Below are 24888 nucleotides of genomic sequence, written 5' to 3'. Positions count from 1 at the left end.
GGATCAGGCCCTCATCGTCTGGGCGGCATCCTTGATCGCCGCGCGGATGCGGACATAGGTGGCGCAGCGGCAGACATTGCCGTCCATCGCCGCGTCGATGTCCTGGTCGGTCGGGTTCTGGTTGTCGGTCAGGAGTGCTACGGCGCTCATGATCTGGCCCGACTGGCAATAACCGCACTGGACGACGTCCAGCTTCTGCCACGCCGCCTGGACGGCCTGGGCGGCCTTGCCCTTCACGCCTTCGATGGTCGTGACCTTGCTGTCCGGCGTCAGCATGCCGACCGGGGTCTGGCAGGCGCGGGTCGGCGTGCCGTCGACATGGACGGTGCAGGCGCCGCACTGGGCGATGCCGCAGCCGAACTTGGTGCCGGTCATGTTCAGCTCGTCCCGCAGAACCCACAGGAGCGGCATGTCCTCGGGAACGTCGACCTGACGCTCCTCGCCGTTGACGTTGATGCGAACCATGGCTCTTGCCTCTTTCTCCCTGAACGGAACCGCCGGCCTGCCCTGACGATTTGAGGGAGGACGACGACAGGTCCGCTGCCCGGTTGTGGGCGTTGGCTACGGAATATGGTTTTTTTTGATTGATGGCTGTTGGATCAGCGCTGGCTAGACAGAATACACCGTCCAGTGCACAATGAACTAGAACGCTTTGGTTCATATCGTCATGAAAGCAATTCATAACCCGGCGCTCGACCTCAACCTGATCAAGGTGTTCGACGCACTGCTGGAAACCCGCAACGTATCCCGCGCGGCCGAGGCGCTGGGCGTCAGCCAGTCGGCGGTCAGCCACGCGCTGGGCCGGCTGCGCACGCTGGTGGGCGACCCGCTGTTCGTGCGCACCGGCAACCGGATGGAACCGACGCCGCGCGCCCAGCGTCTGGCCGAACCCCTGCGCGACCTGCTGGTCGGCGCCGCCCGCGCCCTGTCGGCGGAGGAGGATTTCGATCCCCAGCGGGAGGAGCGGACCTTCACCATCTCCACCACCGATTCCATGCAGGCGGTCCTGCTGACCGGCATCCTGCGCGATGCGGCGGAAGGCAATCTGCGCGTGTCGGTGTCGCTGCTCAACCTCGACCCCGACGCCATGCTGAACGCGCTGGACGACGGCACCCTCGATCTCGCCATCGGCTATCTGCCGGACCTGCGGCGCTGGCACGACGGGCAGGTGCTGTACCGGGAAACCCATGCCTGTCTGTACAATCCGAAACTCGTGCCGGTTACCCCGCCGATCGGACTGGAGGACTACACCCGCTATCCGCACCTGATGCCGTCGCTGCGCGGCGGGATGACCAGCTTCATCGACGAAGAGCTGGCGGCACTCGGCACCAGCCGGCGGGTCGCCGCCTCGACCACCCAGTTCCTGGCGATCCCGATGATCCTGATGCAGGTGCCGATGCTGACCTCGCTGCCCGCCCGGCTGGCCCGTCTGTACGCCGACGCGCTCGGCCTCGCCACCAGCCCGCTGCCCTTCGACATCGGCGACTACGAGATGTCGATGATCTGGCACCGCCGCAACAGCGGCTCCCCTTCGCATGGCTGGCTGCGCCAGCGCATGAGCGAAGAAGCGGCCAAGCTGTAAAGAAAAAGGGCGTCCCTATCGGGGCGCCCCTTCCTGTCCGCTCAAACCGTCTTCGCTCAATCCGCTGTGACGGAGCGGATTTCGTCCTGGCTGAAGCGCTGCTGCTCCTCCATCACCATCTGCGACAGCTCGCGCTTCAGGCGGTTGAACTCGGGGGCGGAGCCGTCGCGCGGGCGCGGCATGTCGACGACGACGTCGCGCTTGATGGTGCCCGGCCGGTAGGTCATCACGATGATGCGGTCGGCCAGATAGATGCTCTCCTCGATGGAGTGGGTGACGAACAGGATGGTCTTGCCGACCTCCTCCCAGATGCGCAGCAGCTCGTCCTGAAGCGTGCGGCGGGTCAGGGCGTCGAGCGCGCCGAACGGCTCGTCCATCAGCAGGATCGGGCTGTCGAGCGCCAGCACGCGGGCGATGGCGACGCGCTGGCGCATGCCGCCCGACAGATCCTTCGGAAAGCGGTTGCGGAAGTCCTGCAAGTGCAGCTTCTGCAGCAGCCACTCCACCCGCTCCGCGATCTCCGCCTTGGACATCCCCTTGATCTCCAGGCCGAAGGCGACGTTCTGCGCCACCGTCATCCAGGGGAACAGGGCATATTCCTGGAACACCATGCCGCGGTCGGGACCGGGTTCGGTGATGATGCGGCCATCGACGGTGACGGTCCCCTTGGTCGGCGGCTGGAACCCGGCCACCGCGTTCAGCAGGGTGGACTTGCCGCAGCCCGACGGTCCCAGCAGGCAGACGAACTCGCCCTTGCGGATGTCGAGGTCGATGTTCTGCAAGGCGACGATCTTCTGCGCGCCGACGGCGAAGGTCTTCTCCACCCCGCGCACCTGGATCTGCACAGGCGCCGCGTCGGAGACGGGCATGGTGTCGGCAACGGTCTTCAGCATGGGCGTCATCTCCATCCCCTCCCCATCAATTCTCAAGCCCGCGGTGCCAGCGCAGCAGGTGGTTGTTCAGGCGGTTCATGCCGATGTCGATGGCGAGGCCCAGGAGGCCGATGGTGAACATCCCGGCGATGATCTTGTCCGACCACATGAACTCGCGCGCTTCCAAAATGCGGAAGCCGAGGCCGGAGTTGACGGCGATCATCTCCGACACGATGACGACGATGAAGGCGGTGCCGATGCCGATGCGGGCGCCGGCCAGGATGTAGGGTGTGGCGGCCGGCAGGATGACGCGGACGAACATGGTCATCTTGCCGGCGCCCAGGTTGCGGGCGGCGCGCAGATAGATGCCGTCGACATGGCGGACCCCGGCGATGGTGTTCATCAGCACCGGGAAGAAGGCGCCGATGGCGATCAGGAACACCGCCGGCGCGTTGCCCAGCCCGAACCACAGGATCGCCAGCGGGATGTAGGCGATGGGCGGGATCGGCCGCAGCACCTGCATCAGCGGGTCGAACAGTGCGTAGATGCGCGGGTTGCCGCCCATGGCGAGCCCCAGCGGAAGCGCCAGCCCGGCGCCGACGGCGAAGCCCAGCACCACGCGGTACAGGCTGGACCAGGCGTCGAACAGCATCTCGCCCGACAGCGCCCACAGGATCCAGCTGGACTGCGCCGGATCGTAGGCTTCGGTCGGCAGCAGATAGGCCCACCAGCGCACGACCACCTGCACCGGCGACGGCAGCACCACCGGGTTGATCAGGCCGGAGGTGGACAGTATCTGCCACAGCGCGATCACCAGGACCGGCACCAGGGAGCCGCGCAGCAGGGCCGCGGGCGAGAAACGGGGATTGGCTTGGGACATGGAACGTCCTCCTTCCGCTGGGTGGGGCTCAGTTCGCCTTCACGGTGCCGGTGCCGGTGCCGGTGCCGGCGTCATTCGCGGCGGCCTTGGTCGCCTTCGCCTTTTCCAGCAAATCCAGCTTCACCCAGTCGGCGGCCTTCGGCGGGTTGTCCATGCGGCCGACGCCGAACTTCTGCATCATGTCGGTCGTGACCTGGACGTGATGGACCGACAGGTCGTAGCTGTAGGGCGAGTTGCCGATCGCATCCCGGAAATCCTGGCTGGAGATCTGGCCCTTGAACATCTGTTCGCGGACATACTTCTCGGCCAGATCGGGGTTGGCGATGAAGGTCGCCGTCGCCTCGACGAAGCAGTTGACCAGACGCTGGGCGACGTCGGGCTTCTTCCTGTAGAAGTCCTCGGTGATGACCAGCGACCGCACCGGCTCACCCAGTTCGGTGTCGTAGGGCTTCACCACCTCGACGCCGAAGCCCTTGTTGATGGCCTGGCTCGACTGCGGTTCGGACTGCGACATGGCGTCGATGCTGCCGGCCAGCAGGGCCTGGTTCATGTCGGCGTAGGCCATGTAGACGATCTGCACGTCCTTGCCGGAACGGTCCGACCAGCTCAAGCCATGCTTCGCCAGCTCGGCCAGCAGGATCAGCTCCTGCGCGCCGCCGCGCGGGGTGGCGACCTTCTTGCCCTTCAGGTCGGCGACGCTCCTGATGCCGGCATCCGGCTTGGCGACGATGCGCGCCCCGCCCTTGGCGAAGCCGGCCACCGCATAGATCGGCACGCCCGACGCACGGCCGGCGATGGCCGCGTCCACCGCGCTGGCGGCCACGTCGATCTCGCCGGCGACGATGGCCGGCAGGATGTCGATGCCCTTGGGGAAGACCCGCTCCTCGATCTTCAGGTCGTACTTGCCGGCGATCTCCTTCATGTAGGACACCGCGCCGTAATGGGCGAATTTCAGGTTGCCGAGTCGGACCAGATCGGCGGCCGAGGCGCCCTGGGCGGCGAGTGCCGCGGCAGCGAAGGCGGTGGCGGCGAGCAGAGTCTTCCGGAGCATCGTGTCTCTCCCATGGGGCTTGATCCGCGACCCGTCGCCGCGGTTGGCCTGGACGAGAGCAAGGGGCGTGCCATTGTCAGTTCGCCGCGCAAACAGTTGAAAAGCCTGGAGCCGGCCGTCGGCGCCATGGCCCGTATCGGCGGAAAGCCGCCGATGTCGTTGCACGGACAGGCGGAATTCCGCCGACACCCGGCCCTGCGGCAGGTCGCCGCGCCGGGCGAAAGCCGCCGTTGCCCCTTACGACAAGTCATCGCAGCGCAACGAAAAAGCGTGTAGAAGATGCTGCATCTGCGAACCAACGCACGCGCTCAACCGATTAGGGACAAGAAACATGGCCGAGAGCATGGGGATCGAAACGATCGGCGTCATCGGCGCCGGACAGATGGGCAACGGCATCGCCCAGGTCTGTGCCGTCGCCGGCCTGACGGTGGTCATGACCGACATCTCCGAAGAGGCGGTGCAGCGCGGCCTGTCGACCGTCGGCGGCAGCCTGGACCGTCTGGTCAAGAAGGAGAAGATGACCGCCGCCGACCGCGAGGCCGCCGTCGCGCGCATCACCGCCACCACCGACAAGTCGAAGCTGGCAGCTTGCGATCTGGTGATCGAGGCCGCGACCGAGAACGAAGACCTCAAGGTCAAGATCCTGAAGGATCTCTGCGCCACGCTGAAGCCGGAAGCGCTGGTCGCCACCAACACCTCGTCGATCTCCATCACCAAGCTGGCGACGGCCACCGACCGTCCGGACCGCTTCATCGGCCTGCACTTCTTCAACCCGGTGCCGCTGATGGCGCTCTTGGAGATCATCCGCGGCATCCAGACCAGCGACGACACCCATGCCAAGGCGATGGCCTTCGCCAAGCGCGTCGGCAAGTCGCCGATCACCGCCAAGAACAGCCCCGGCTTCGCCGTCAACCGCATCCTCTGCCCGATGATCAACGAGGCGATCTTCGCGCTTCAGGAAGGCATCGCCACGGCCGAGGACATCGACGCCGGCATGAAGGCAGGCTGCAACCACCCGATCGGCCCGTTGGCGCTGGCCGACCTGATCGGTCTGGACACCATGCTGTCGGTGATGGAGGTCTTCTACGAAGGCTTCAACGATCCGAAGTACCGCCCGGCCCCGCTGCTGAAGGAAATGGTCGACGCCGGCTACCTCGGCCGCAAGACCGGCCGCGGCTTCTACGACTACAGCAAGTAACTGCTGCGGCAAGGGAGGGCCCAAGCGCCCTCCCTGCCAAATCCGGCCAAGCCGGGAAGCCGGTGCGCAGAACCGTCAAAAGCGGTTCGGATGGAACAATCACCCGGCCGGGCATCCCCATAGGATCGGTGCAGTCCAGCGCCATCACGGAGATGCCCCATGACGGCCCGCCTTCGCGCGGCGGCGGTCGCCCTTTTGCTGTGGATCGGTCCGGCCTATGCGGCCCAATCGACAAATCCACCGCCGCCCCTGACCAACACCCGCTATGACGAGGATTACCGCTACCTCCTGTCGCCCGAGGCGCGGTCCGGCGCCTATTGGGAGCGGTTCAAGGCCATCCCGGTCACGCCCGACGGTTTCGCCTCGCTCTCCACCGGGCTGGAGTTGCGCCTGCGCGGCGAGGCGATCCGCAACAGCGGCTGGGGCCAGGACGAGCCGCGCAACGACGCCTATGGGCTGTGGCGCACCCTGCCCTACGCCGACCTGCGTGTGGGAGAGAGCCTGCGCCTGTTCGGCCAGCTGATCATGGCCGACGCGGTGGGCAAGCTGGACCCGCTGGCGCCGCCCGATGCCGACCGCATCGACCTGATGCAGGGCTTCGCCGACCTGAACGTCCCGCTGGGCGATGCCCAGGGCACGCTGCGCGTCGGCCGCCAGATGCTGGCCTACGGTTCGGAACGGCTGATCTCCATCCGCTACGGCGCCAACGTCCCGCGCGCCTTCGACGCGGTGAAGGGGATCGTCACCGCCGGCCCCTGGCGGGTCGATGCCTTCTTCGGCCGTCCGGTCCAGCCGACGCCGGAGCTGTTCGACGACGGTCGCGACGCCAGGCGCTCCGCCTGGGCGCTCTACGCCAGCCGTCCGCTTGATCTGGGTTGGGGCGGCAGCGCCGGTCTGGACGCCTATTACATCGGCTATCGCAACCGCCACGCCGGCTTCGACGCCGGCAGGGCGAACGAACTGCGTCACACCGTCGGCCTGCGCAGCTTCGGCAAGGCCGGCGGCTGGGACTGGAACTGGGAAGCGATGGGCCAGTTCGGCCGTTTCGGCAGCGGGTCGATCCGGGCATGGTCGCTCGCCACCGACAGCGGCTATCGCTTCACGGACCTGCCGCTGCAACCCCGGCTCGGCCTGAAGGCCAACATCGCCAGCGGCGACAGCAACCCGCGCGACGACCGGCTGGAGACCTTCAACCCGCTGTTCCCGCGCGCCAAGTATTTTGGCGAACTGACGCCCATCGGCCCGTTCAACCTGATGAACCTGCATCCGTCGCTGGACCTCGCTTTGTCCGACGCATTCAGCCTGTCGGCCTCCGTCATCGCCTTCTGGCGGGAAAGCCTGGACGACGGCGTCTACGACCTGACCGGCGGGCTGCTGCGCTCCGGTGCGGGATCGAAGGCGCGCTATGTCGGCACGCAGGGCGAACTGGTGCTGTCCTACAGCTCCGGCCGATCCTTCGAGGGGCTGATCTCCTATTCGCTGTTCCAGCCGGGTTCCTTCCTGAAGGACAGCGGCCCGGCCAAGACCATCCACTTCGCCGGGATGGAAGCGGTCTTCAAATTCTAGAATCAGTCTGGTGCTTCAGGAAGCACCAGACTGATTCCAAGCTTTTGGGTTTCCGTGTGATTCACGCTTCAAGCGATTCCGCTTGAACCGATCACGCTCTAAAGCGCAAGCCTTGCAGCCGGACGGCGGTCTCATACGTTCAGACAATCGGGGCTTTCGACAGGCCCCGTACGGACCAACGGCGAATGCGGGAAGCGGTGGAACGGAGACTTCAGGACAGACGCCGGACCAAGCCGTCCCTACGCAAGGGGCGGCTTCTACATGTCCGCTCCGGACTGTCGGCGGAAAAGACCCTGCTGCTGCGCGTCGGGATCGTTGCCGCCCTCATCGCCCTGGTCATCGCGGTGTTCTGGTTCGACCGCGACGGGCTGAAGGACCAGATCGATGGCCACATCAGCTTTCCCGACATCCTCTACTTCGCCATGATCACGGTGACCACCGTCGGTTATGGCGACATCGTACCGGTCAGCCACACCGCCCGGCTGATCGACGCCTTCGCCGTCACGCCGATCCGCATCTTCATCTGGTTCATCTTTCTCGGCACCGCCTATGAGCTGGTGGTGCAGAGGATCGTGGAGGAATTCCGGTTGAGCCGCATTCAGAAGCAGCTGCAAGGCCACATCGTGCTGTGCGGCTTCGGGCACAGCGGCTTCATCGCCGCGCAGGAGACCGTCTCGAAAGGCCATCCCGCCGACCGCATCGTCGTCATCGACGAATCGGAGGACCGCATCCAGCTGGCGGCCGACTGCGGCTTCGTCGGCCTGCTCGGCGACGGCACCAGCGAGGAGACGCTGAAGAATGCCTGTGTCGGCAAGGCGAAGGCGGTGATCGTCAGCACCGGGCGCGACGACACCACCATCCTGGTGATCCTGACCGTGCGCCATCTGTCCGCCGCCACCAAGATCGTGGCGAGCATCAAGCAGGAGGAGAACATCAAGCTCGCCAACCTCAGCGGCGCCGATCTGGTGGTGTCGCCGCCCAAGATCGGCGGCTACCTGATGGCCGATGCGGTGGAGACGCGCTACGCGACCCCCTTCCTGTGCGACCTGATGTCGGCCGGCGGGCAGATGGTGCTCAGCGAACGCCGGGCGGAGCCGGACGAGGTCGGCCTGACCATGGCGGAGGTCACCGCCGGCATGGTGGTGCAGGTCCACAGCCACGGCCGCGACATTCCCTTCACCGAGCGCAACCGCTACGTCATCCAGCCGCAGGACACCCTGCTGATCATCAGCCCGCCAACCGACGCAAAGATCCCCTCTCCCCCCGGGGGCTAAAGCATTCACACAAATGAATCCCAACCCGCGCGTCGGCAAAACGACATTGGCGTTTGGCCGATCCCGCCCCGCAAGGGGAGAAGGGCTTTGCGTCGAGAACACTCTCTTCGGATGCGACGGACCTGGGCGACGGACCTGGGCTACGGCCCGTCCGCCAAGTCGCGCAGGGCGGTCACGTCGCAGCGGAAGCGGTTGGGCCGCAGTTCCTCCAGCAGGCCCTGCCGCTTCAGTTCGGCGACGACGCGGCTGGCAGTCTCGGTGGTGATGCCCAGCACGGCGCCGACATCCTCCCGACCGAAGAAGTCGCACTCGCCCCGGTCGTCCACCAGGGTCAGGAACAGCCGGGCGACCCGCGCCCGCGCACTGCCGGTGCCGAGTTCGACCAGAAAGGCGTCGGCCCGCTCCACCGCCTGATGCCAGCGGCGCATCAGCTGCTGGTGCAGGTGCTGCGTCTCCTCCGACAGGCGCTGGATCACCGCGCGCGGGATGCGGCAGGTCAGGACCGGATGGATGGCGATGGCGGTGTGGCGGTAGGGCTCGCCCAGCGCCGCCTCCAGCCCGGCGGTGTCGCCGGTGCGCAGCAGCCGGACGATGCGCTGGCCGCCGTTGGGCAGATACTGCACCAGCTTCACCAGCCCGCCGCGCACGGTGTAGAGCGCCGCCGGCTCGTCGCCGACATGGTAGAGCGCCGCCCCCGGCGCCACTGTCATCTCGTCGATGGGCAGATGGATCAGGTTGAAATCCGGTTCCGTCAGGTCGGCGAACAGCGCCGAGTCCCGGATGCCGCACCCCCGGCAGTTCGCCAGCCCCCGCCATGCCGCGTTGACGCTGGTCTTCTTCACGCTCATGTCCATGGTAATGCGGGGGGGATTCTCGGGAGGCGGCGATGCTGTGGGTACGAACGGTGTCCGCCCCGCAGTGTGGCAGCTTTTCGGACGGGTTCCAAGGTTCCGGGAGACGGCCGGTCAGGCCGCGCTTTCCTCCACCGGCCGGATCGGCCGCGCCTCCTCCCGCAGCGTGACGGCGCCGTTGGTGCGCTCCAGCACCAGCTTGCGGCCATGGTGGGCGGCCAGCCCGGCGTGATGGCCGATGGTCAGCAGGGTGGCGTGCGGCAGTTCGCGCTCCATCAGCGACAGAAGCTCCTCCTCCGCCGGGGGATCGAGGCTGTCGGTCGCATCCTCCAGAAAGATCCAGTCGGGGCGGCGGATCAGCAGCCGGGCGAAGCCCAACCGCTGGCGCTCGGGCACCGACAGCACCTCGTCCCAATGGTCGATGCTGTCCAGCCGGCCGACGAGGTCGGGCAGCCCGACGCTGACCAGCGCGCCGGCCGCCTTGTCGTCGCCGACCGACGATGCCGTACCGGGATAGGCCAGCACCGCGCGCAGGCTGGCATGGGGCAGATAGGGGCGTTCGGGCATGAAGAAGACGCGGGTATGGGCCGGCAGGGTGATCAGCCCGCGCCCCCAGGGCCAGACGCCGGCCACGGCGCGGAACAGGCGGATGGTCGCCGTGGCGTCGCCGCCGATCAGCACGCGGTCGCCCGGCCGCACCTCCAGGTCGAAGGGATGGACGACCGCCGTGCCGTTCGGCTCGTCGATGGCGACGCCACGGAAGGTCAGGCTGTCGTGCTCGTCGGAGCGCGCCAGCTGGATGTGGGCGTCGGGCACCTCGCAGACATTGCGGTCCAGCCGCACCAGCGCGTCGTGCAGGTTCAGCACGCGCTCCACCGACGCCCGCCATTCGGCGACGCGCGGCAAATTGTCGATGGGCCAGGACAGGGCGCCGACCGTCTGCTGGAAGGCCTGCGCCGTCTGCATCAGCACGCCGAGCGTGATGGTGCCGGCGATGTAGCGCGGGGCGGCGACGAGGACCGGAAAGGCGGTGGAGAGCACGGAATAGCTGGCGCTGAACACCATCATGTGGCTGAGCGCCCGGGTCTGGCCGTTCCAGCCCCGCACCACCCCGCCAAACAAGCCGGCGAGGTGTCCGCGCTCCGCCGATTCGCCATGCAGCAGGGCGATGGTCTGGCCGTTCTCGCGGATGCGGGCCAGCGCGAAGCGGAAGTCGGCCTCGTAGCCCTGGCGCCGGTTGACCGCGTTGACCAGCGGTTGGCCGATCAGCATGGCGATGGTGGTGCCGACCGCGGCATAGAGCAGCGCCACGAACAGCAGATGGCCCGGCACCGCCAGCTCCATCCCCAGCAGCGTGACCGACAGGGTGCCGGATAGCATCCACAGGATGTTGGTGAAGCTGATCAGCAGCAGCGCGCAGTAGGTCAGCGAATGGCCGAGGTCGATGGCCATCTCCGCGGTGATGCGGATGTCCTCGGCGATGCGGCCGTCGGGGTTGTCGTGCTCGCCCGGCATATAGGCGATCTGGTGATGGCGGCCGCGGCGCAACCAGTCCTCCAGCAGCTTGCGGGTCAGCCAGTCGCGCCAGCCCATCTGGAGACGGCGCTTCACCCGCAGATGCAGGACGACGATGACGATGTTGTAGAGAATGATCAGCCCGACCAGACCGATCATGGTCAGGAAACGGTCCATGGAGCGCTGTTCGAGCGCGTCGAACAGCCGCTCGCTCCACAGGTTGATCAGGACGGGGACCGAGACCTGCCCAACCGTCAGCACGACCAGCGCCACGGTCAGCGCCCACACGGTCACCCGCGAGCGTCCATGCCAATAGCCGCCCGCCAAGCTCAGGAAGCGGCGGGCGAAGCCGGGAGCCTTGCCGCCGGAGTCAGCCCCGCCCATGCCCGCTCCGGTGCCTTTGCCGGCGCCCGTGTCGCCGCCTGTATCCTCGGTCATCCCGCCCATTCCGGGCCTCCGCACAATCCCTCAACATCCGTATAACCAACGAATAGGACGTGACAGGCCGAAAGTACAGGGGCAGCGACGAAAGAAGGGTTAAAGCCGTCCAGTTCTCACAACCTCCGCGAGGAAGCGGTAGCTGTCCTTGGGCGTGCGTTCCAGCGTGTCGTAATCGACCCGCACGATGCCGAAGCGCTTCGACAGGCCGAAGGCCCATTCGAAATTGTCCAGCAGGCTCCAGCACAGATAGCCCTTGACGTTGCAGCCGTCGGCCAGCGCCTGCGCCACCGATTCCAGATGCTCGCGGTAGTAGAGAACCCGTTCGGCATCGTGGATCTGGCCGTCCGGCGTCACCACGTCGTCATAGGCGCAGCCGTTCTCCGCGATGAAGACGGCGGGGTTGCCGTAATCGGTGCGGAGTTCGCTCAGCAGGTCGTAGAGCCCCTCCGGCTGCACCGGCCAGGCCATGCCCGTCCAGCGCCGGCACTGGGCCTCGCCCCAGCCGACAGCGAAGGGCCGCCCCTCCTCATGCTTCATCGTCATGCGGGAGTAGTAGTTGATGCCCAGCAGGTCGATGGGATGGCGGATCGCCTCCTCGTCGCCGGGCAGCACGAACTCCGCCATCTTGTCGGCGAGCAGCGCCGGGATCTGCCCGCGCATCAGCCCGTCCAGCGCCACCCGGTTCCACACCGCATCCCAGCGGGCGGCGGCGGCGACATCCTCCGGCCGGTCGCTGTCGGGAACGCTGGGCTGAAGGTTGAGGACGGTGCCCAGGGTCAGGCCGGACCGCTCCGCCGCGATGGCGCGCAGGGCGGCGCCCTGCGCCAGATTCTGGTGGTGCAGGGCACGCAGGATGCCCTGTTCGCCCAGCCTGTGGCCGGGGGCGTGCTCGCCCACGCCATAGCCGAAGATGGCGACCACGTTCGGCTCGTTCAGCATCATCCAGCTCTTGACCCGGTCGGCCAGCCGCGCGGTGACGATGCGGGCATAATCGGCGAAGGGGCCGACGATCTCCCGCCCCTGCCAGCCGCCGGCATCCTCCAGCGGCTGCGGCAGGTCCCAATGGTAGAGGCAGGCCATGGGCGTGATGCCGGCCTCCAGCAGGCTGTCGACCAGCCGGTCGTAGAAGTCGAGGCCGCGCGTCTCCACCGCCCCGGTTCCCGTCGGCAGGATGCGTGGCCAGGCGATGGAGAAGCGGTAGCTGTCGAAGCCCGCCGCCTTCATCAGCGCGATGTCTTCCGGGTAGCGGTGATAATGGTCGCAGGCGACGGCGGCGCTGCTGCCGTCCATGATGCGGCCTTCAGCGGTGAATGTGTCCCACACGCAAGTCCCGCGCCCGTCGGCCGTCACCGCCCCTTCGATCTGATAGGCGGCGGTCGACGCACCCCAGCGGAAATCCGGCGGGAAACTCAGCGGCTTGGCGTCGGCGGCCTGGGACACGGGCTGGCTGAAGCTGTCCATCTTTATCCTCCCACGGGGACGGTCCGTTTTCCTAAGCATGCCCCAGCCGGGCCTGCTCCGCCATGGGGCAAGCATGCGGACGGTCAGGGCGCGACGCGGTGGCGCAGCCGGGGGCGGTTGCACGCAGACCCTGTGCGGACCTGCCCGAACGGCGTAGCCTGATCCCACAAGACGGCGGTCAGCCGCTCCGTTTACGGAGGAAACCAAGATGCCCAATACCACCAAAATCGTCTTCATCGGCGCCGGCAGCGCCGCTTTCGGGCTCAGCCTGTTCCAGGATCTGTTCTCCACCACCGAACTGGCCGGCAGCACCCTGACGCTGGTCGATACCAACCCGGAGGCTCTCGACCGCATGGCGGCGCTGGCGGAGGTGCTGAACCGCCAGGGGAATGCGGGCCTCACCATCGAGAAGACCACCGACCGCATGGCCGCCCTCCAGGGTGCCGGTTTCGTCTTGTGCGCCGTCGCCATCGACCGCAACCGGCTGTGGAAGCTGGATTTCGAGGTGCCGAGGAAGCACGGGATCCGCCACACGCTTGGCGAGAATGGCGGGCCCGGCGGGCTGTTCTTCACCCTGCGCACCCTGCCGCTGATCGTCGACATCGCCCGCGACGTGGAGGCGATCTGCCCCGATGCGCTGTTCATCAACCTGTCGAACCCGGAAAGCCGCATCGTCCTGGGTCTGTCGCGCTGCACCGCTGTGCAGACGCTGGGGCTCTGCCACGGCATCTTCCTGGCGCGCTGGTTCATCTGCCAGATCCTGGGGATGGCGGAAAAGGAGGTCGATGTCTGGGGCGCCGGGCTGAACCACTTCCAATGGCTGACCGCAATCCGTGAGAAGGCGACGGGCCGCGACCTCTACCCCCTGCTGCGCGAGCGGGAGGCGACGCACGACCCGTCCTTCACCCCGCTGGCGCGCCGCCTGTTCCACGCCTTCGGCCTGTGGGTCACCCCCAGCGACGACCACACCGGCGAATTCCTGCCCTATGGCTGGGAAGCCGGGGAGCACGGTTTCGACTTCAAGCACGATGAAGAGGGCCGCGTCATCCTGCGCGACCTGATGGACGGCGTCATCGACGGCACCCGGCCGATCCCCGACGACTGGACCAAGCCGTCCTGGGGCGAGCGGGCGGTGGCGGTGATCGCCGGCCAGCTGCACAACCAGAAGCGCTTCATCGAAAGCGGCATCGTCATCAACCGCGGCGTCATCCCCGGCCTGCCCGACGAGTTGGCGGTCGAGGTGCCGCTGGTGGCCGACGCCGCGGGCATCCATCCGGTGTCGCTTGGCCGGCTGCCCGACGGCATCCTGAAGCTGCTGTCGGTCCAGGCCAACGTGCAGCAATTGTCGGTGGAAGCAGCGCTGCACGGGTCGAAGGAACTGGCGCTCCAGGCCCTGCTGATCGACCCCGTCGTCAATTCCAGCACCGCCGCCACCGCCATCCTGGACGAGTTGTGGGAGGCGAACCGGCCCTACATCCGGGCGTGTCTGTGACCAAGCCTACCGCCGCCGAATCAGCCGGGCCGAGGCGAAGCCCAGCCCGGCGGTCAGGGCGCCGACACCGAGGAACAGCGGCCCGAAACCGGTGTGGGTGGAGATATAGCCGTACAGCACCGGGCCGATGCCCTGGCCGATGAAGAAGCTCGACGCGAACAGGGCCAGCGCCGATCCGCGGGCGGTCGGCGCAAGCTCCGTCGCCTGGGTCTGCATGGTGTTGTGCAGCATGTAGAAGCCGAAGCCGGCGACCAGGAAGGCGAGGCTGACCACCGGCCAGGGCACCGGGAAGGCGATGACCAGATAGGCCAGACCGGCCGCCAGCCCGCCGGCCTTCATCATGCCCCACTGGCCGAGCGAGGCGATCAGCCGCCGCACCACGGCGCTGTAAACGACGCCGCCGATGGCGAAGGCCGCGATGGTCAATCCGGCCTGGAAGGCGCCGGCCGCGCCATGTTCGATCAGTACCGGCGCCACGAAGGGGAAGACGCCGAAGATCAGCAGCCCTTCCGCCGCCACCGTGGCGAAGACGAACAGCGAGGCCGGGTTGGTCAGCACGGTGGCATAGCGCCGCTGCGCCTCCGCCACCGACAGGGGCGAACGCGTCTCGACCTCCCGCGCCAGCCCGATCAGGGCGGAGGCGCAGATCAGCGCGGTCAGGCCGGCGGACAGGCCGAACACCGCGCGCCAACCGAAGGCCTCGGCCAGCGCGCCCGACACGGCGGAGCCCGACATCTGCCCGAGGATCACCGCCAGCAGGAAGCGGCTGATGGCGATCTGCCGCTCCTCATAGGGGACCCGGTCGCCGATCAACGCCATGGAGGCCGGAATGATGCCGCCGGCGAACGCACCGGCCAGGATGCGCCCGGCCATCACCGTGCCGTAGGTCGGCGCGATGGTGGACAGCACCAGACCGACCGTCAGGACCGACAGGGCCAGCCGGACCAGGCGCGACTTGCCGATGGCGTCGCCCACCGGCCCCAGCACGATCTGCATCAGCGCATAAGGCAGCGTATAGGCCGAGGCCAGCAGCGCCGCCTGACGGACCGTCACGCCAAGGTCGTCGGCGATCAGCGTCAGCATCGGATCGGTGGTGCGCAGGGAGAAGGCGCTGGCGAAGCCGGCAAGGCCGAGCAGGAAGATCAGGCGCATGGAGGATCCGAACGGCAGCGGTGACGGTGCAGGACCTTAACCGGATCGCGCACCCGCGTACCGCAGTGCGGCAGTGATGGCAGGCATGCGCCTGCCGCAGGATCGTTCGTGTGCCTCATTACCTGGGACGTAATCGATTCCGCTCCCTCCACCGGGCGATCCTGGGTGCGCCGGGACGATCCGGCGGACAGCAGGGGGAGGAATGACGTCATGGGCTTCATCGAAACCGACGACGGTGTGCGCCTGTTCTACCGCGACTGGGGCAACCGGACGGGCAACGGGGCGGACGGGCGTCCCATCGTCTTCGTGTCGAGCTGGTCGCTGACCTCCGACGCCTGGGCCTATCAGATGGCGCCGCTGTCCGAACAGGGGTGCCGCTGCATCGCCTTCGACCGCCGCGGCCATGGCAGGTCGGACGAATCGCCGTCCGGCTACGGCTTCGACCGGCTGGCGGACGACATCGCAGCAGTGCTCGACGGGCTGGATTTGCGGAAAGTGACCCTGGTCGGCCATTCGATGGCGACAGGGGAAATCGTGCGCTATCTGACCCGGCACGGTGCCGGTCGGATTAAGGGCGTGGTGATGGTCGGGACGATCACGCCGTTGATGGCGCGGACCGGCGACAACCCCGACGGCATCGATCCGGCGCTGTTCGAAACCTTTCGGACGGACCAGCTGCTGCGCGACTTCCCGAAATGGCTCGGCGACAACATCGACCCCTTCGTGACCGCGGAGACCTCGGCGGAGATGAAGGGCTGGATCGTGGGCATGGCCCTGCAATCCTCGCTGATGGCCCTGCTGGAGTGCAACCGCGCCATCACCTTGACCGATTTCCGGGCGGAGCTGCCGGCCATCGCCGTGCCGACCCTGGTCGTCCATGGCGGCCGCGACGTGACGACGCCGCTGTCGCTCGCCGAGCGCACGGTGGCGCTAATGCCGAACGCCAGGCTGTCCTTCTACGAAGGGGCGCCGCACGGCCTGTTCGTCACCCACCGCGACCGCTTCAACGCGGAACTGCTGGCCTTCGCCCGCGGATGACGGCAACCATAGCAACCATAGGCAGCGACACCGGTTCGGAGCCAAGTCCCATGCCCGATGGCACTCCCCAGACCGCCGCGCGCAACGGTCGGGCCCCGACCCCGCCGCCAGTCGGCGCCCTACTGCGCTCCTGGCGCCAGCGCCGCGGCCTCAGCCAACTCGACCTCGCCTGCGAGGCCGACATCTCGACCCGGCATGTCAGCTTTCTGGAGACCGGCCGGTCGCAGCCCAGCCGCGGTATGCTGATCCATCTGGCCGAACGGCTGGACGTGCCCTTGCGTGAGCGCAACGCGCTGCTGGTTGCCGCCGGCTACGCGCCGGTCTACAGCGAGCACAGTCTGGACAGCCCGGCGATGCAGGCGGCACGCAAGGCGGTCGATCTGGTTCTGACCGGGCACGAGCCCTTCCCGGCACTGGCGGTGGACCGGCATTGGCACCTGCTGGCGGCGAACCGGGCGGTGGCTCCGCTGCTGGAGGGGGTGTCGACGAAGTTGCTGGCCGGGCCGGTCAATGTTTTGCGCCTCAGCCTGCATCCCGACGGGCTGGCCGGCCGCATCGGCAACTGGTCGCAGTGGCGCGAGCATGTGCTGTCCCGCCTGACCCGCCAGATCGAGGCGGGCGCCGATCCGGTTCTGGTCGCCCTGCGCAGCGAGTTGCAGGGCTACCCGGCGCCGGCGTCCGGTTCGGAGGGCGGCAGCGAGGCCGGGCATCATCCCGACGTGGTCGTACCGCTGCGGCTGCACACGTCCTTCGGTCCGCTAAGCTTGTTCAGCACGACCACGGTGTTCGGAACGGCGGTGGACGTGACCCTGTCCGAACTGGCAATCGAGGCGTTTTTCCCGGCCGACGCCGAAACGGCGGAGCGGTTGCGCGGGGCTCTTGCCGAAATCCCCTCTCCCCCCCGGGGAGAGGGTTAGGGAGAGGGGGTCGCGCGGCGAGGATTCTCAAACATCCCGCACTCTCCGCTCCCTACCGGAGCCACGCAATGCATCCCCCTCACCCCGCCCCTCTCCCCCGGGGGGGAGAGGGGGATTTCCCCTCATCCCGACCTCAGCTCATCGCCACGAGGCTGGCGTTGCCGCCGGCCGCGGTGGTGTTGACGCTGAGCGAACGCTCGTTCATCAGCCAGGCGATCTCCACGCCTGCGCCGCCGGCCGGAACGCCCTGGGTCAGGACGAGGGGGCCGGGCAGTTCGGCGATGCGGCGGCTGGCGGGCAGCAGGCGGGCGGAGTCGCCCTCCACCAGCGCACCGGCCAGCGGCCCGAAACCAGTCCAGTTCGCACTCACCCGGACAAGGGCGGCCAGTTCCGCCGGCAGACCCTTCAGGCCGGCGGTGACGGTGGCGTCGCCATCCACCACCACCTCGTTGCCGGCGGCGAGGGCGGCCCCCAGCAGCCGGTACAGCCCGTCCTCGGTCTGCGGCAGCAGCAGGATGCGGCCGCGCGGGATCAGGCTGTAGACATTGCTCTCACCCACCGGGCCGGCCAGTTCGACGCTGCCGCCGACGAGGGAGCGCTTCGCCAGCGACCGGATGTCGGTGGCGATCTCCGCCCTGCCCTGGTCGGCCAGCCAGTCGGCCAGCGCATGGGCCGGCGCACGTACGGCATCGTCGCCGCGCATGCCGAGATCCAGCACCGGACGTACAGACAGCAGGCGCGACAGGTACAACGGGCCGCCGGCCTTCGGGCCGGTGCCGGACAGGCCATGGCCGCCGAAGGGCTGTACGCCGACCACCGCGCCGATGGTGTTGCGGTTGACGTACAGGTTGCCGGCCTCGATCCGGCTCGTCACCCGGTCGATGGTGGCGTCGATGCGGGTGTGCAGGCCGAAGGTCAGGCCATAGCCGGTGCCGTTGATGGCATCCACCAGCCGGTCCAGATCGTCGCGGCGGAAGCGCAGGACGTGCAGGACCGGGCCGAACACCTCGCGCTCCAGATCGGCGATGCCGTCGATCTCGACGATGGTCGGCGCGACGAAGGTGCCGTTGTTGGTCTCCGCCGGCAGCGGCAGAGACTCGACGCGGCGACCCTTGCCCTGCATCGCCTCGATGTGGCGGGTGATGCCGTCGCGCGCCTCCGCCGTGATGACCGGGCCGACATCGACGGCCAGCCGGTCGGGGCTGCCGATGCGCAGCTCGCGCATCGCGCCCTTCAGCATGGTCAGCGTGCGGTCGGCCACATCCTCCTGCAGGCAGAGGATGCGCAGGGCCGAGCAGCGCTGGCCGGCGCTGTCGAAGGCCGAGGCGATCACGTCGCCGACCACCTGCTCCGCCAGGGCGGAGCTGTCGACGATCATGGCGTTCTGGCCGCCGGTCTCGGCAATCAGCGGGATCGGCGCCCCCTGCGGCGACAGGCGCTCGGCCAGCTGGCGCTGGATCAGGCGGGCCACCTCGGTGGAGCCGGTGAACATCACGGCACGGGTGCCGGCATGGCCGACCAGGGCGGCACCGACCTCGCCCGCACCGGGCAGAAGCTGGACCGCACCGGCGGGAACGCCGGCGGCGTGCAGGATGCGCACGGCCTCCGCCGCGACCAGCGGGGTTTCCTCCGCCGGCTTGGCCAGCACCGGGTTGCCGGCGGCCAGCGCCGCGGCGATCTGACCGGAGAAGATGGCGAGCGGGAAGTTCCACGGGCTGATGCAGACCACCGGCCCCAGCGGCAGGTGGGTGTCGTTGGCGAAGCCGTCGCGGACCCGCGCGCCGTAATAGCGCAGGAAGTCGATGGCCTCGCGCACCTCGGCGATGGCGTTGGCGGTGGACTTGCCGGCTTCGCGGATGATCAGGCCGAGCAGGGTCGGCAGGCGCGCCTGCATCGCGTCGGCGGCGCGGAACAGGCAGGCGGCGCGCTCGGCCGGCGGGGTGGCCGCCCAGACCGGAGCGGCGGCCTCTGCGAACAGGAAGGCGTCGGCGATATCGGACGGGCCGGCCTCGACGCACCGCCCGACGACGTCGCGATGGTCGGCCGGGTTCAGCACCGGCTGGGCCTTGCCCTGGCGTTCGCCCTGGCGTTCGCCGTCCGCCAGCAGCGGGGCGGCGGTCCAGGCGACGGTGGCGCTCTCGCGCAGTGCGGCGGACAGGTCGGCCAGGACCGTCTCGTTCGACAGGTCGAGCCCGGCGGAGTTCGCCCGCTCCGTGCCGTACAGATCGGCCGGCAGGGAAATCAGCGGGTTCTTCGCGCCCACCGGCAATGCTGCGCGGGCCAGCGCCACCGGGTCGGCGACCAGATCGTCGATGGACACGCTCTTGTCGGCGATGCGGTTGACGAAGGAGCTGTTGGCGCCGTTCTCCAGCAGGCGGCGGACCAGATAGGCCAGCAGCGTCTCGTGGGTGCCGACCGGGGCATAGACGCGGCAGGGCCGCTTCAGCGGGCCGACCACCTCCTTGTAGAGCGACTCGCCCATGCCGTGCAGGCACTGGAACTCGTACTGGCCGACCTTGAAGTCGCCGTTCAGGTGCGCGGCCATCTGGTAGATGGTCGCCAAAGTCTGGGCGTTGTGGGTGGCGAACTGCGGGAACACCGCGTCGGGGGCGCCCAGCAGCCGGCGGGCGCAGGCGACATAGGACACGTCGGTGTGCAGCTTGCGGGTGTAGACCGGGAAATCCTCCAGCCCGTCGACCTGGGCGCGCTTGATCTCGCTGTCCCAATAGGCGCCCTTGACCAGACGCACCATCAGCCGGTGACCGCTGTGCCGGGCCAGATCGACGACGAAGTCGATGACATAGGGGCAGCGCTTGCCATAGGCCTGGACGACGAAGCCGATGCCGTTCCAGCCCTTGAGATCCGGATCGAAGCACAGCGCTTCCAGCAGGTCGAGCGACAGCTCCAGCCGGTCGGCCTCCTCGGCGTCGATGTTGAGGCCGATGTCGTAGCTACGGGCCAGCCGGGCCAGTTCGGTGACGCGCGGCAGCAGCTCCGCCATGACACGGTCCGCCTGCGCGCGGGAATAGCGCGGATGCAGGGCCGACAGCTTGATCGAGATGCCGGGGCCGTCATAGATACCGCGCCCGGCCGACGCCTTGCCGATGGCGTGGATCGCAGTCTCATAGTCGGCGTAATAGCGGTCGGCGTCGGCGGCGGTGGTCGCCGCTTCCCCCAGCATGTCGTAGGAATAGCGGAAACCCTCGGCCTCCATCTTGCGGCTGTTGGACAGCGCCTCGTCGATGGTCTGGCCGGTGACGAACTGCTCGCCCATCATCCGCATGGCGAAATCGACGCCACGGCGGATCAGCGGCTCGCCGCCGCGCAGGATCAGCTTGGTCAGCGCCGACGATAGCGCCTGCTCGCCGCCGAAGCCGGTGCCCAGCACGCCCGTCACCTTGCCGGTGACCAGCAGCCCCCAGGTCGCGGCGTTGACGAACAGCGACGGGCTGTTGCCGAGATGGGCGCGCCAGTCGCCGCCGGCGATCTTGTCGCGGATCAGCGCGTCGCGGGTGGCGCGGTCGGGGATGCGCAGCAGCGCCTCCGCCAGACACATCAGCGCCACGCCCTCCTGGCTCGACAGGCTGTATTCGTGGATCAGCCCCTCCACCCCGCGCCCCTGCGGCTTGGCGCGCAGGGCCGAGATCAGCGTGCGCGCGGTCTGGGCCGCAGCATCCGTCACCTCGGCCGGCAGCGCCGCCTGCTCCACCAGCCACGCCACGCAGTCCGGTTCCGGCCGGCGGTAGGCGGCGGTGATCGCCTGACGCAGCGGACTGGCCGGACGAACGACGGGGGCGAAGGCGGCGAAGGGGCCACTCCCAGCGGTCAGGGCCTCGCTGGAGAGGGACGGCTCGGAAGCGGGGGCGGCGCTCGGGTCGATCATCTGGTTCATCGCGTGGCTGGCTCTGGTCGGGGGCTTGGGGCGGCTTCGAAAAGCCCGTGTCCGGCAGTCGGTGAGGCCGGTCCAACGCCTGTCAGGCTAACCGATTTTCCAGGATCCTTTCCATCTGGTATTATTGCTGTTTTTCCATATTAAATTCCGATTATACGATAAAATACAGAATCAAAGATGGGTTCTGCGGCAAAATGTCAGAACATCCGGCCTGTTTTCGAAAGCCCATTTTAGGCAAATCGGTTTTTGCGGAATAAAATTCAGGTATGCAGTCTGTTTTCCGACGAGCTGTAGGGATTCGTCGGCCAATTTCGGAATATTTGACAGGATGCCGCTGCGAATGCCCGAACGGCCAAGCGTCAGCCCTTCAGCGGCTTGGTCCGGCTGGTTTCCGGCGGCTTGCGCACAGGCAGCGGGGGAGCGGCCTTTTCCATGCCGCCCTCGCCCAGATAGGTCTGCGCCGCGGCCACCACCGAGCGCCAGGGCCGTTGCAGCGGGAATTCCGGCCAGCCGCCGGAGAACAGGCCGGAGATCATCCAGCCTGCCATCAGCGTCACCGCCAGCTGTTCGGAAAAGCCGCCGGTCTTCAAGATCGGCAGGGCAAAGTTGCGCCGCCGCTTGATCGGCCACAGCAGCGGCAGGCCGGCCGGCGTCAGCAGATCCCCGGCCAGATGGGTGAGGTAGCCGACGATGAACGGGATCAGCACATGCTGATAGGCCGCATGTTCGTGCAGGACCCACAGGCAGCCGGCGATGGCGAGGGCGGAATGGGTGACGCCGCGATGGCCGAAGATGTTGGAAATCGCGGTGGAGAGCGGCTTGACCAGCTGGCCGAGCGTCGATTTCGGATGGTCGATGTCCGGGGCGAGCGCCCCCAGAATCGCCGCCCCGAAGGCGACCGCGTCAAAGGTCATCCCGTACCGGCTCGACAGGTAGAACCAGGTGGCGCCACCGACGATTATGTGAGAGGACGCCATCACCGTCGGGTCACCGGGGGCCTGAAGCTTGTCTCTGTCGGGGCGGCATCCGGCCGAACCCGAAATGGGGGTAGCCTGACATTAGAATACTCCGCACCCTAAGAACAATGAGCCAAGGTAAAACAAGGGATTCCTAAAACGCATAACCTCCATGCGTTCGGCAACGGTGGGTTGCCGGCGGCCCACCTTTGAATCGCCGACAGCCGGCGGCGGCCGGTCAGGACGGCCAGCGTCCAAGTGCTTCCCACACCGCAATTCTTCGTCCGAACGCGCCGGCAGCGGTCGCGGCGGGGTAGTCGGCTACCGCTGCGGGTGGCCGGCGCTTAATGGCATTACTCCGGTCCGGCACGGGTGGGGCACATTCCCCACACGCAATGCTCTGGCATAGTTTCGCGGACTTGCCGGCGGTTGAAGCCGGGACAAATGCCAGGGAGTGGTCGTCGATGAGATCGAAGGATTTCGTGCGCGCGGCGGAAGGAACGCTGGAAGGACCGCTGGGGAGCAGCAGGACCGCTGCGGTCGACGTCTTGGCCGCCAATGTCTTGGTCAGGGACCGCTTCGCCGCCTGGACGGTGTCGGTGGCGTTTCTGTTCGTCCTCTGCGCCGACACGTTGCTTGGCGTCGTCTTCCGCTCCTATCTGGATGGCGGCACCGGCGACACCACGGTGTGGGATGTCCTGCTGCTGGTGGCGGGCCGGTCGCCGGAACGGCTTCCGCTCGACAGCTGGGAACCCATGATGACGGCCTTCACCTGGCTGCGCGAACATGGGAAGGAGAATGTCTATGACGCCGTCTTCTTCACCCAGCATGTGAAGTTCCAGTATCCGCTGACCTCGCTGCTGGTGATGGAGGCGCTGTCGGCGGTCGGGCTGCTGCATCTGCGCATCTATGCCCTGATCAACCTGCTGATGGTCGTCGCAACGGCGGGCGGCATGGCGCTGCTGATGCGGGAACTGGCGGAGCGCATGGGCTTCGACCGGGCGATGCGCGGCGGGGTCAGCCGGCTGACCCTGGCCGCCCTGGGAGCGGTGGCGGCGCTGTGCTTCTACCCGGTGGTCAAGGCCTTCGCCGTCGGCCAGATCCAGGTCTGGCTGAACGCCGCCTTCGTCTTCGCCACCCTGTTCTACCTGCGCGACCGGCGGGTGCTGGCCGGCGTGCTGCTGGGCGCCTCGACGCTGATCAAGCCGCAGATGTCGCTGTTCCTGGTCTGGGCGCTGCTGCGGCGGGAATGGGGGTTCGCCATCGGCTGGGCCGCCGTGGTGACCCCCGGCTTCGCCGCCGCCTGCGCGCTGTACGGCTTCAGGCCGTCGCTGCATTACCTCGATGTGCTGTCCTTCCTGGGCCAGCATGGCGAGAGCTACTACTCCAACCAGACCGTCAACGGGCTGCTGCACCGCCTGCTGCATAACGGCCCCAACCTGATGTCGACCACCAACGGCGACACCGAATGGCGGGGCAGCGCCTTCGCCCCCTACCATCCGCTGGTCCACATCGCGACGCTGGTTTCCGGCGTGGCCTTCGTCCTGTTCGGCCTGCTCTGGCGCATAAAGAATGGCGGGCGGCAGCCGGTCGCGTCCTTCCTGGTGGCCGGCACCTGCTTCACCATCGGCACGCCCATCGCCTGGGTCCCGCATTACGGCGTCCTGCTGCCGGTCTGCGCCTATCTGCTGTTCGTGCTGATCGACCGGACGGCGCTGGAACGGACCACCGGCGACCGGCGCCGGAGCCTGGGCCGGCTGCTGATGCTGGCCGCCGGCTTCGCGATCCTGAGCAACGACTTCTTCCATCCCCTGAGCGAGCTTGCCGACACCTCCTACAACATCCTGCAATCCTACCTGTTCTTCACCGCCCTGATGCTTCTCCACCTGCTGGTGACCACCGCCGACGTGCCGGGTGAACCGTCGGGCAGTGCATCGGGGGCGGCCCGGCGGTCCTGAAGGGGCGCCTCCTAAGGGATCAGCGGAACGCCGGGGCTCGCGTGCCTGTTGGTGGGCCAGATGACCCAACCGGCAGGAAGGAGTCCCCCTCATGGCACGTTACTCAGGATCAGGTTACCCGCATCAGGACGGCACGGGCTGGCTGTCGCCACGCGGGCTGGCGATGATGGCCGGCGGCGCGGCGCTGGCCCTGGTGGCGAGCCGGCTGCTGCCGCCGGTGGTGGCACAGCTGGCCGGCACCGCCCGCCATGCCGCCGGGCGCGACGGCATCGACGCGCTGATCGACGACCATCGCCACATCCAGGCTCTGCTGGTCGAGATGGTGCAGACCCCCATCGACGCGCCGGGCCGCCGCACCCAGCTGCTGCTGCGGCTGAAGCGCCGGCTGGCCGCCCATGCCATGGCGGAGGAGGACGTCGTCTATCCGCTGCTGCACGAGGAGGCCCGCAAGGAGGAGGACGCCAAGCATCTCTACGGCGAGCATGCCGAGATGAAGATGCATCTCTTCACCCTGGAGCAGACGCCGAAGGACGACCCTAGCTGGCTCGCCGTCGCGCTTGACCTGAAGCGCATCGTCGACGGCCACATCCGGCAGGAGGAGGAGATCGACTTCCCCGCCCTGCGCAACAGCCTGGACGACGGCCAGACCGCCATCATGTCGGGCAGCGTCGCCCGCGAAAAGGCACTGATCCTTTGACTCTCCCCTGAAGGCAAGGGGCTGGCCGGCGGCGGAACGCTCTGTCTGCCGGCCCTGTTGCCCCCAGAGGACCATAACGGCGACCGACAGGTAGC

General features: G+C 67.8%; 20 protein-coding genes. 10 read left to right on the top strand and 10 right to left on the bottom strand.

From position 1 onward, the window contains the following. Positions 1-3 precede the first annotated feature (3 nt). Positions 4-465: a (2Fe-2S)-binding protein gene (locus ABNQ40_RS31535; RefSeq protein WP_109049456.1), complete on the bottom strand. Its 462-nt coding sequence runs from the start codon at positions 463-465 to the stop codon at positions 4-6. Between the two features lie 202 nt (positions 466-667). Here ABNQ40_RS31535 and ABNQ40_RS31530 point away from each other — a divergent pair, with 202 nt between their 5' ends. Then, complete coding sequence (locus ABNQ40_RS31530) at positions 668-1582, top strand: LysR family transcriptional regulator (RefSeq protein ID WP_109049455.1); 915 nt, start codon at positions 668-670, stop codon at positions 1580-1582. Between the two features lie 56 nt (positions 1583-1638). Here ABNQ40_RS31530 and ABNQ40_RS31525 read toward each other — a convergent pair whose 3' ends face one another. Genes ABNQ40_RS31525 through ABNQ40_RS31515 form a run of 3 tightly spaced genes read right to left on the bottom strand, consistent with a single transcriptional unit; the run spans position 1639 to position 4385 of the window. Continuing rightward, positions 1639-2475 (bottom strand): ABC transporter ATP-binding protein, encoded by an 837-nt coding sequence (locus tag ABNQ40_RS31525; protein ID WP_247879737.1) that lies wholly within the window; start codon positions 2473-2475, stop codon positions 1639-1641. A gap of 25 nt (positions 2476-2500) precedes the next feature. Further along, complete coding sequence (locus tag ABNQ40_RS31520) at positions 2501-3334, bottom strand: ABC transporter permease (protein ID WP_109049454.1); 834 nt, start codon at positions 3332-3334, stop codon at positions 2501-2503. Positions 3335-3362: 28 nt separating this feature from the next. Further along, complete coding sequence (locus ABNQ40_RS31515) at positions 3363-4385, bottom strand: ABC transporter substrate-binding protein (protein ID WP_247879736.1); 1023 nt, start codon at positions 4383-4385, stop codon at positions 3363-3365. A gap of 12 nt (positions 4386-4397) precedes the next feature. Here ABNQ40_RS31515 and ABNQ40_RS31510 point away from each other — a divergent pair, with 12 nt between their 5' ends. The 4 genes from ABNQ40_RS31510 to ABNQ40_RS31495 all read left to right on the top strand — a co-directional run bounded on the left by ABNQ40_RS31510 (position 4398) and on the right by ABNQ40_RS31495 (position 8423). Continuing rightward, on the top strand, positions 4398-4661 hold the full coding sequence (locus tag ABNQ40_RS31510; RefSeq protein ID WP_146255480.1) for a hypothetical protein: 264 nt from the start codon (positions 4398-4400) through the stop codon (positions 4659-4661). Between the two features lie 55 nt (positions 4662-4716). Then, on the top strand, positions 4717-5583 hold the full coding sequence (locus ABNQ40_RS31505) for a 3-hydroxybutyryl-CoA dehydrogenase (RefSeq protein WP_199235306.1): 867 nt from the start codon (positions 4717-4719) through the stop codon (positions 5581-5583). A gap of 159 nt (positions 5584-5742) precedes the next feature. Then, positions 5743-7149, top strand: coding sequence for an alginate export family protein (locus ABNQ40_RS31500; protein ID WP_109049453.1), 1407 nt, complete (start codon positions 5743-5745; stop codon positions 7147-7149). A gap of 185 nt (positions 7150-7334) precedes the next feature. Further along, positions 7335-8423, top strand: coding sequence for a TrkA family potassium uptake protein (locus ABNQ40_RS31495; RefSeq protein ID WP_109049452.1), 1089 nt, complete (start codon positions 7335-7337; stop codon positions 8421-8423). Between the two features lie 140 nt (positions 8424-8563). Here ABNQ40_RS31495 and ABNQ40_RS31490 read toward each other — a convergent pair whose 3' ends face one another. The 3 genes from ABNQ40_RS31490 to ABNQ40_RS31480 all read right to left on the bottom strand — a co-directional run bounded on the left by ABNQ40_RS31490 (position 8564) and on the right by ABNQ40_RS31480 (position 12691). Beyond that, positions 8564-9271: a Crp/Fnr family transcriptional regulator gene (locus tag ABNQ40_RS31490; protein ID WP_246307139.1), complete on the bottom strand. Its 708-nt coding sequence runs from the start codon at positions 9269-9271 to the stop codon at positions 8564-8566. A 117-nt stretch (positions 9272-9388) separates the two neighbouring features. Next, positions 9389-11227, bottom strand: coding sequence for an ABC transporter ATP-binding protein/permease (locus ABNQ40_RS31485; protein WP_247879735.1), 1839 nt, complete (start codon positions 11225-11227; stop codon positions 9389-9391). A gap of 99 nt (positions 11228-11326) precedes the next feature. Next, entirely contained in the window at positions 11327-12691 is a 1365-nt protein-coding gene (locus tag ABNQ40_RS31480) for a GH1 family beta-glucosidase (protein WP_109049449.1), read from the bottom strand. Positions 12692-12899: 208 nt separating this feature from the next. Between ABNQ40_RS31480 and ABNQ40_RS31475 the strand changes: the two genes are divergently transcribed. Next, complete coding sequence (locus ABNQ40_RS31475; protein WP_109049448.1) at positions 12900-14183, top strand: alpha-glucosidase/alpha-galactosidase; 1284 nt, start codon at positions 12900-12902, stop codon at positions 14181-14183. A 6-nt stretch (positions 14184-14189) separates the two neighbouring features. Here ABNQ40_RS31475 and ABNQ40_RS31470 read toward each other — a convergent pair whose 3' ends face one another. Next, on the bottom strand, positions 14190-15335 hold the full coding sequence (locus ABNQ40_RS31470; RefSeq protein WP_109049447.1) for an MFS transporter: 1146 nt from the start codon (positions 15333-15335) through the stop codon (positions 14190-14192). A 210-nt stretch (positions 15336-15545) separates the two neighbouring features. Between ABNQ40_RS31470 and ABNQ40_RS31465 the strand changes: the two genes are divergently transcribed. Beyond that, positions 15546-16373, top strand: a complete 828-nt coding sequence (locus tag ABNQ40_RS31465; RefSeq protein ID WP_109049446.1) for an alpha/beta fold hydrolase — start codon at positions 15546-15548, stop codon at positions 16371-16373. A 50-nt stretch (positions 16374-16423) separates the two neighbouring features. Beyond that, positions 16424-17290 carry a helix-turn-helix domain-containing protein gene (locus tag ABNQ40_RS31460; RefSeq protein ID WP_109049445.1) on the top strand — a complete coding sequence of 289 codons (867 nt, stop codon included), beginning with the start codon at positions 16424-16426 and terminating at the stop codon, positions 17288-17290. A gap of 133 nt (positions 17291-17423) precedes the next feature. Here ABNQ40_RS31460 and putA read toward each other — a convergent pair whose 3' ends face one another. Together putA and ABNQ40_RS31450 are read right to left on the bottom strand one after the other, a co-directional pair. Then, complete coding sequence (putA, locus tag ABNQ40_RS31455; protein ID WP_247879734.1) at positions 17424-21173, bottom strand: trifunctional transcriptional regulator/proline dehydrogenase/L-glutamate gamma-semialdehyde dehydrogenase; 3750 nt, start codon at positions 21171-21173, stop codon at positions 17424-17426. Positions 21174-21541: 368 nt separating this feature from the next. After that, positions 21542-22159, bottom strand: a complete 618-nt coding sequence (locus ABNQ40_RS31450) for a metal-dependent hydrolase (protein WP_109049443.1) — start codon at positions 22157-22159, stop codon at positions 21542-21544. Between the two features lie 443 nt (positions 22160-22602). Here ABNQ40_RS31450 and ABNQ40_RS31445 point away from each other — a divergent pair, with 443 nt between their 5' ends. Further along, positions 22603-24096 (top strand): glycosyltransferase family 87 protein, encoded by a 1494-nt coding sequence (locus tag ABNQ40_RS31445; protein ID WP_109049442.1) that lies wholly within the window; start codon positions 22603-22605, stop codon positions 24094-24096. Positions 24097-24187: 91 nt separating this feature from the next. Then, positions 24188-24793 carry a hemerythrin domain-containing protein gene (locus ABNQ40_RS31440; RefSeq protein WP_109049441.1) on the top strand — a complete coding sequence of 202 codons (606 nt, stop codon included), beginning with the start codon at positions 24188-24190 and terminating at the stop codon, positions 24791-24793. Positions 24794-24888 lie beyond the last annotated feature (95 nt).

The organism is Azospirillum sp. A23 (assembly GCF_042938965.1).
Classification (GTDB): domain Bacteria; phylum Pseudomonadota; class Alphaproteobacteria; order Azospirillales; family Azospirillaceae; genus Azospirillum; species Azospirillum melinis.
This window is presented reverse-complemented; position numbering and strand designations above follow the sequence as displayed.

Bases quoted from the DNA above. Each gene is read 5' to 3' on its own strand.
- ABNQ40_RS31445 (WP_109049442.1), top strand. From the start codon at position 22,603: ATGAGATCGAAGGATTTCGTGCGCGCGGCGGAAGGAACGCTGGAAGGA.
- ABNQ40_RS31500 (WP_109049453.1), top strand. From the start codon at position 5,743: ATGACGGCCCGCCTTCGCGCGGCGGCGGTCGCCCTTTTGCTGTGGATC.
- ABNQ40_RS31450 (WP_109049443.1), bottom strand. From the start codon at position 22,159: ATGGCGTCCTCTCACATAATCGTCGGTGGCGCCACCTGGTTCTACCTG.
- ABNQ40_RS31480 (WP_109049449.1), bottom strand. From the start codon at position 12,691: ATGGACAGCTTCAGCCAGCCCGTGTCCCAGGCCGCCGACGCCAAGCCG.
- ABNQ40_RS31530 (WP_109049455.1), top strand. From the start codon at position 668: ATGAAAGCAATTCATAACCCGGCGCTCGACCTCAACCTGATCAAGGTG.
- ABNQ40_RS31515 (WP_247879736.1), bottom strand. From the start codon at position 4,385: ATGCTCCGGAAGACTCTGCTCGCCGCCACCGCCTTCGCTGCCGCGGCA.
- putA (WP_247879734.1), bottom strand. From the start codon at position 21,173: ATGATCGACCCGAGCGCCGCCCCCGCTTCCGAGCCGTCCCTCTCCAGC.
- ABNQ40_RS31465 (WP_109049446.1), top strand. From the start codon at position 15,546: ATGGGCTTCATCGAAACCGACGACGGTGTGCGCCTGTTCTACCGCGAC.
- ABNQ40_RS31490 (WP_246307139.1), bottom strand. From the start codon at position 9,271: ATGAGCGTGAAGAAGACCAGCGTCAACGCGGCATGGCGGGGGCTGGCG.
- ABNQ40_RS31520 (WP_109049454.1), bottom strand. From the start codon at position 3,334: ATGTCCCAAGCCAATCCCCGTTTCTCGCCCGCGGCCCTGCTGCGCGGC.
- ABNQ40_RS31495 (WP_109049452.1), top strand. From the start codon at position 7,335: ATGCGGGAAGCGGTGGAACGGAGACTTCAGGACAGACGCCGGACCAAG.
- ABNQ40_RS31485 (WP_247879735.1), bottom strand. From the start codon at position 11,227: ATGACCGAGGATACAGGCGGCGACACGGGCGCCGGCAAAGGCACCGGA.
- ABNQ40_RS31525 (WP_247879737.1), bottom strand. From the start codon at position 2,475: ATGCTGAAGACCGTTGCCGACACCATGCCCGTCTCCGACGCGGCGCCT.
- ABNQ40_RS31535 (WP_109049456.1), bottom strand. From the start codon at position 465: ATGGTTCGCATCAACGTCAACGGCGAGGAGCGTCAGGTCGACGTTCCC.
- ABNQ40_RS31470 (WP_109049447.1), bottom strand. From the start codon at position 15,335: ATGCGCCTGATCTTCCTGCTCGGCCTTGCCGGCTTCGCCAGCGCCTTC.
- ABNQ40_RS31475 (WP_109049448.1), top strand. From the start codon at position 12,900: ATGCCCAATACCACCAAAATCGTCTTCATCGGCGCCGGCAGCGCCGCT.
- ABNQ40_RS31505 (WP_199235306.1), top strand. From the start codon at position 4,717: ATGGCCGAGAGCATGGGGATCGAAACGATCGGCGTCATCGGCGCCGGA.
- ABNQ40_RS31460 (WP_109049445.1), top strand. From the start codon at position 16,424: ATGCCCGATGGCACTCCCCAGACCGCCGCGCGCAACGGTCGGGCCCCG.
- ABNQ40_RS31510 (WP_146255480.1), top strand. From the start codon at position 4,398: ATGGGGCTTGATCCGCGACCCGTCGCCGCGGTTGGCCTGGACGAGAGC.
- ABNQ40_RS31440 (WP_109049441.1), top strand. From the start codon at position 24,188: ATGGCACGTTACTCAGGATCAGGTTACCCGCATCAGGACGGCACGGGC.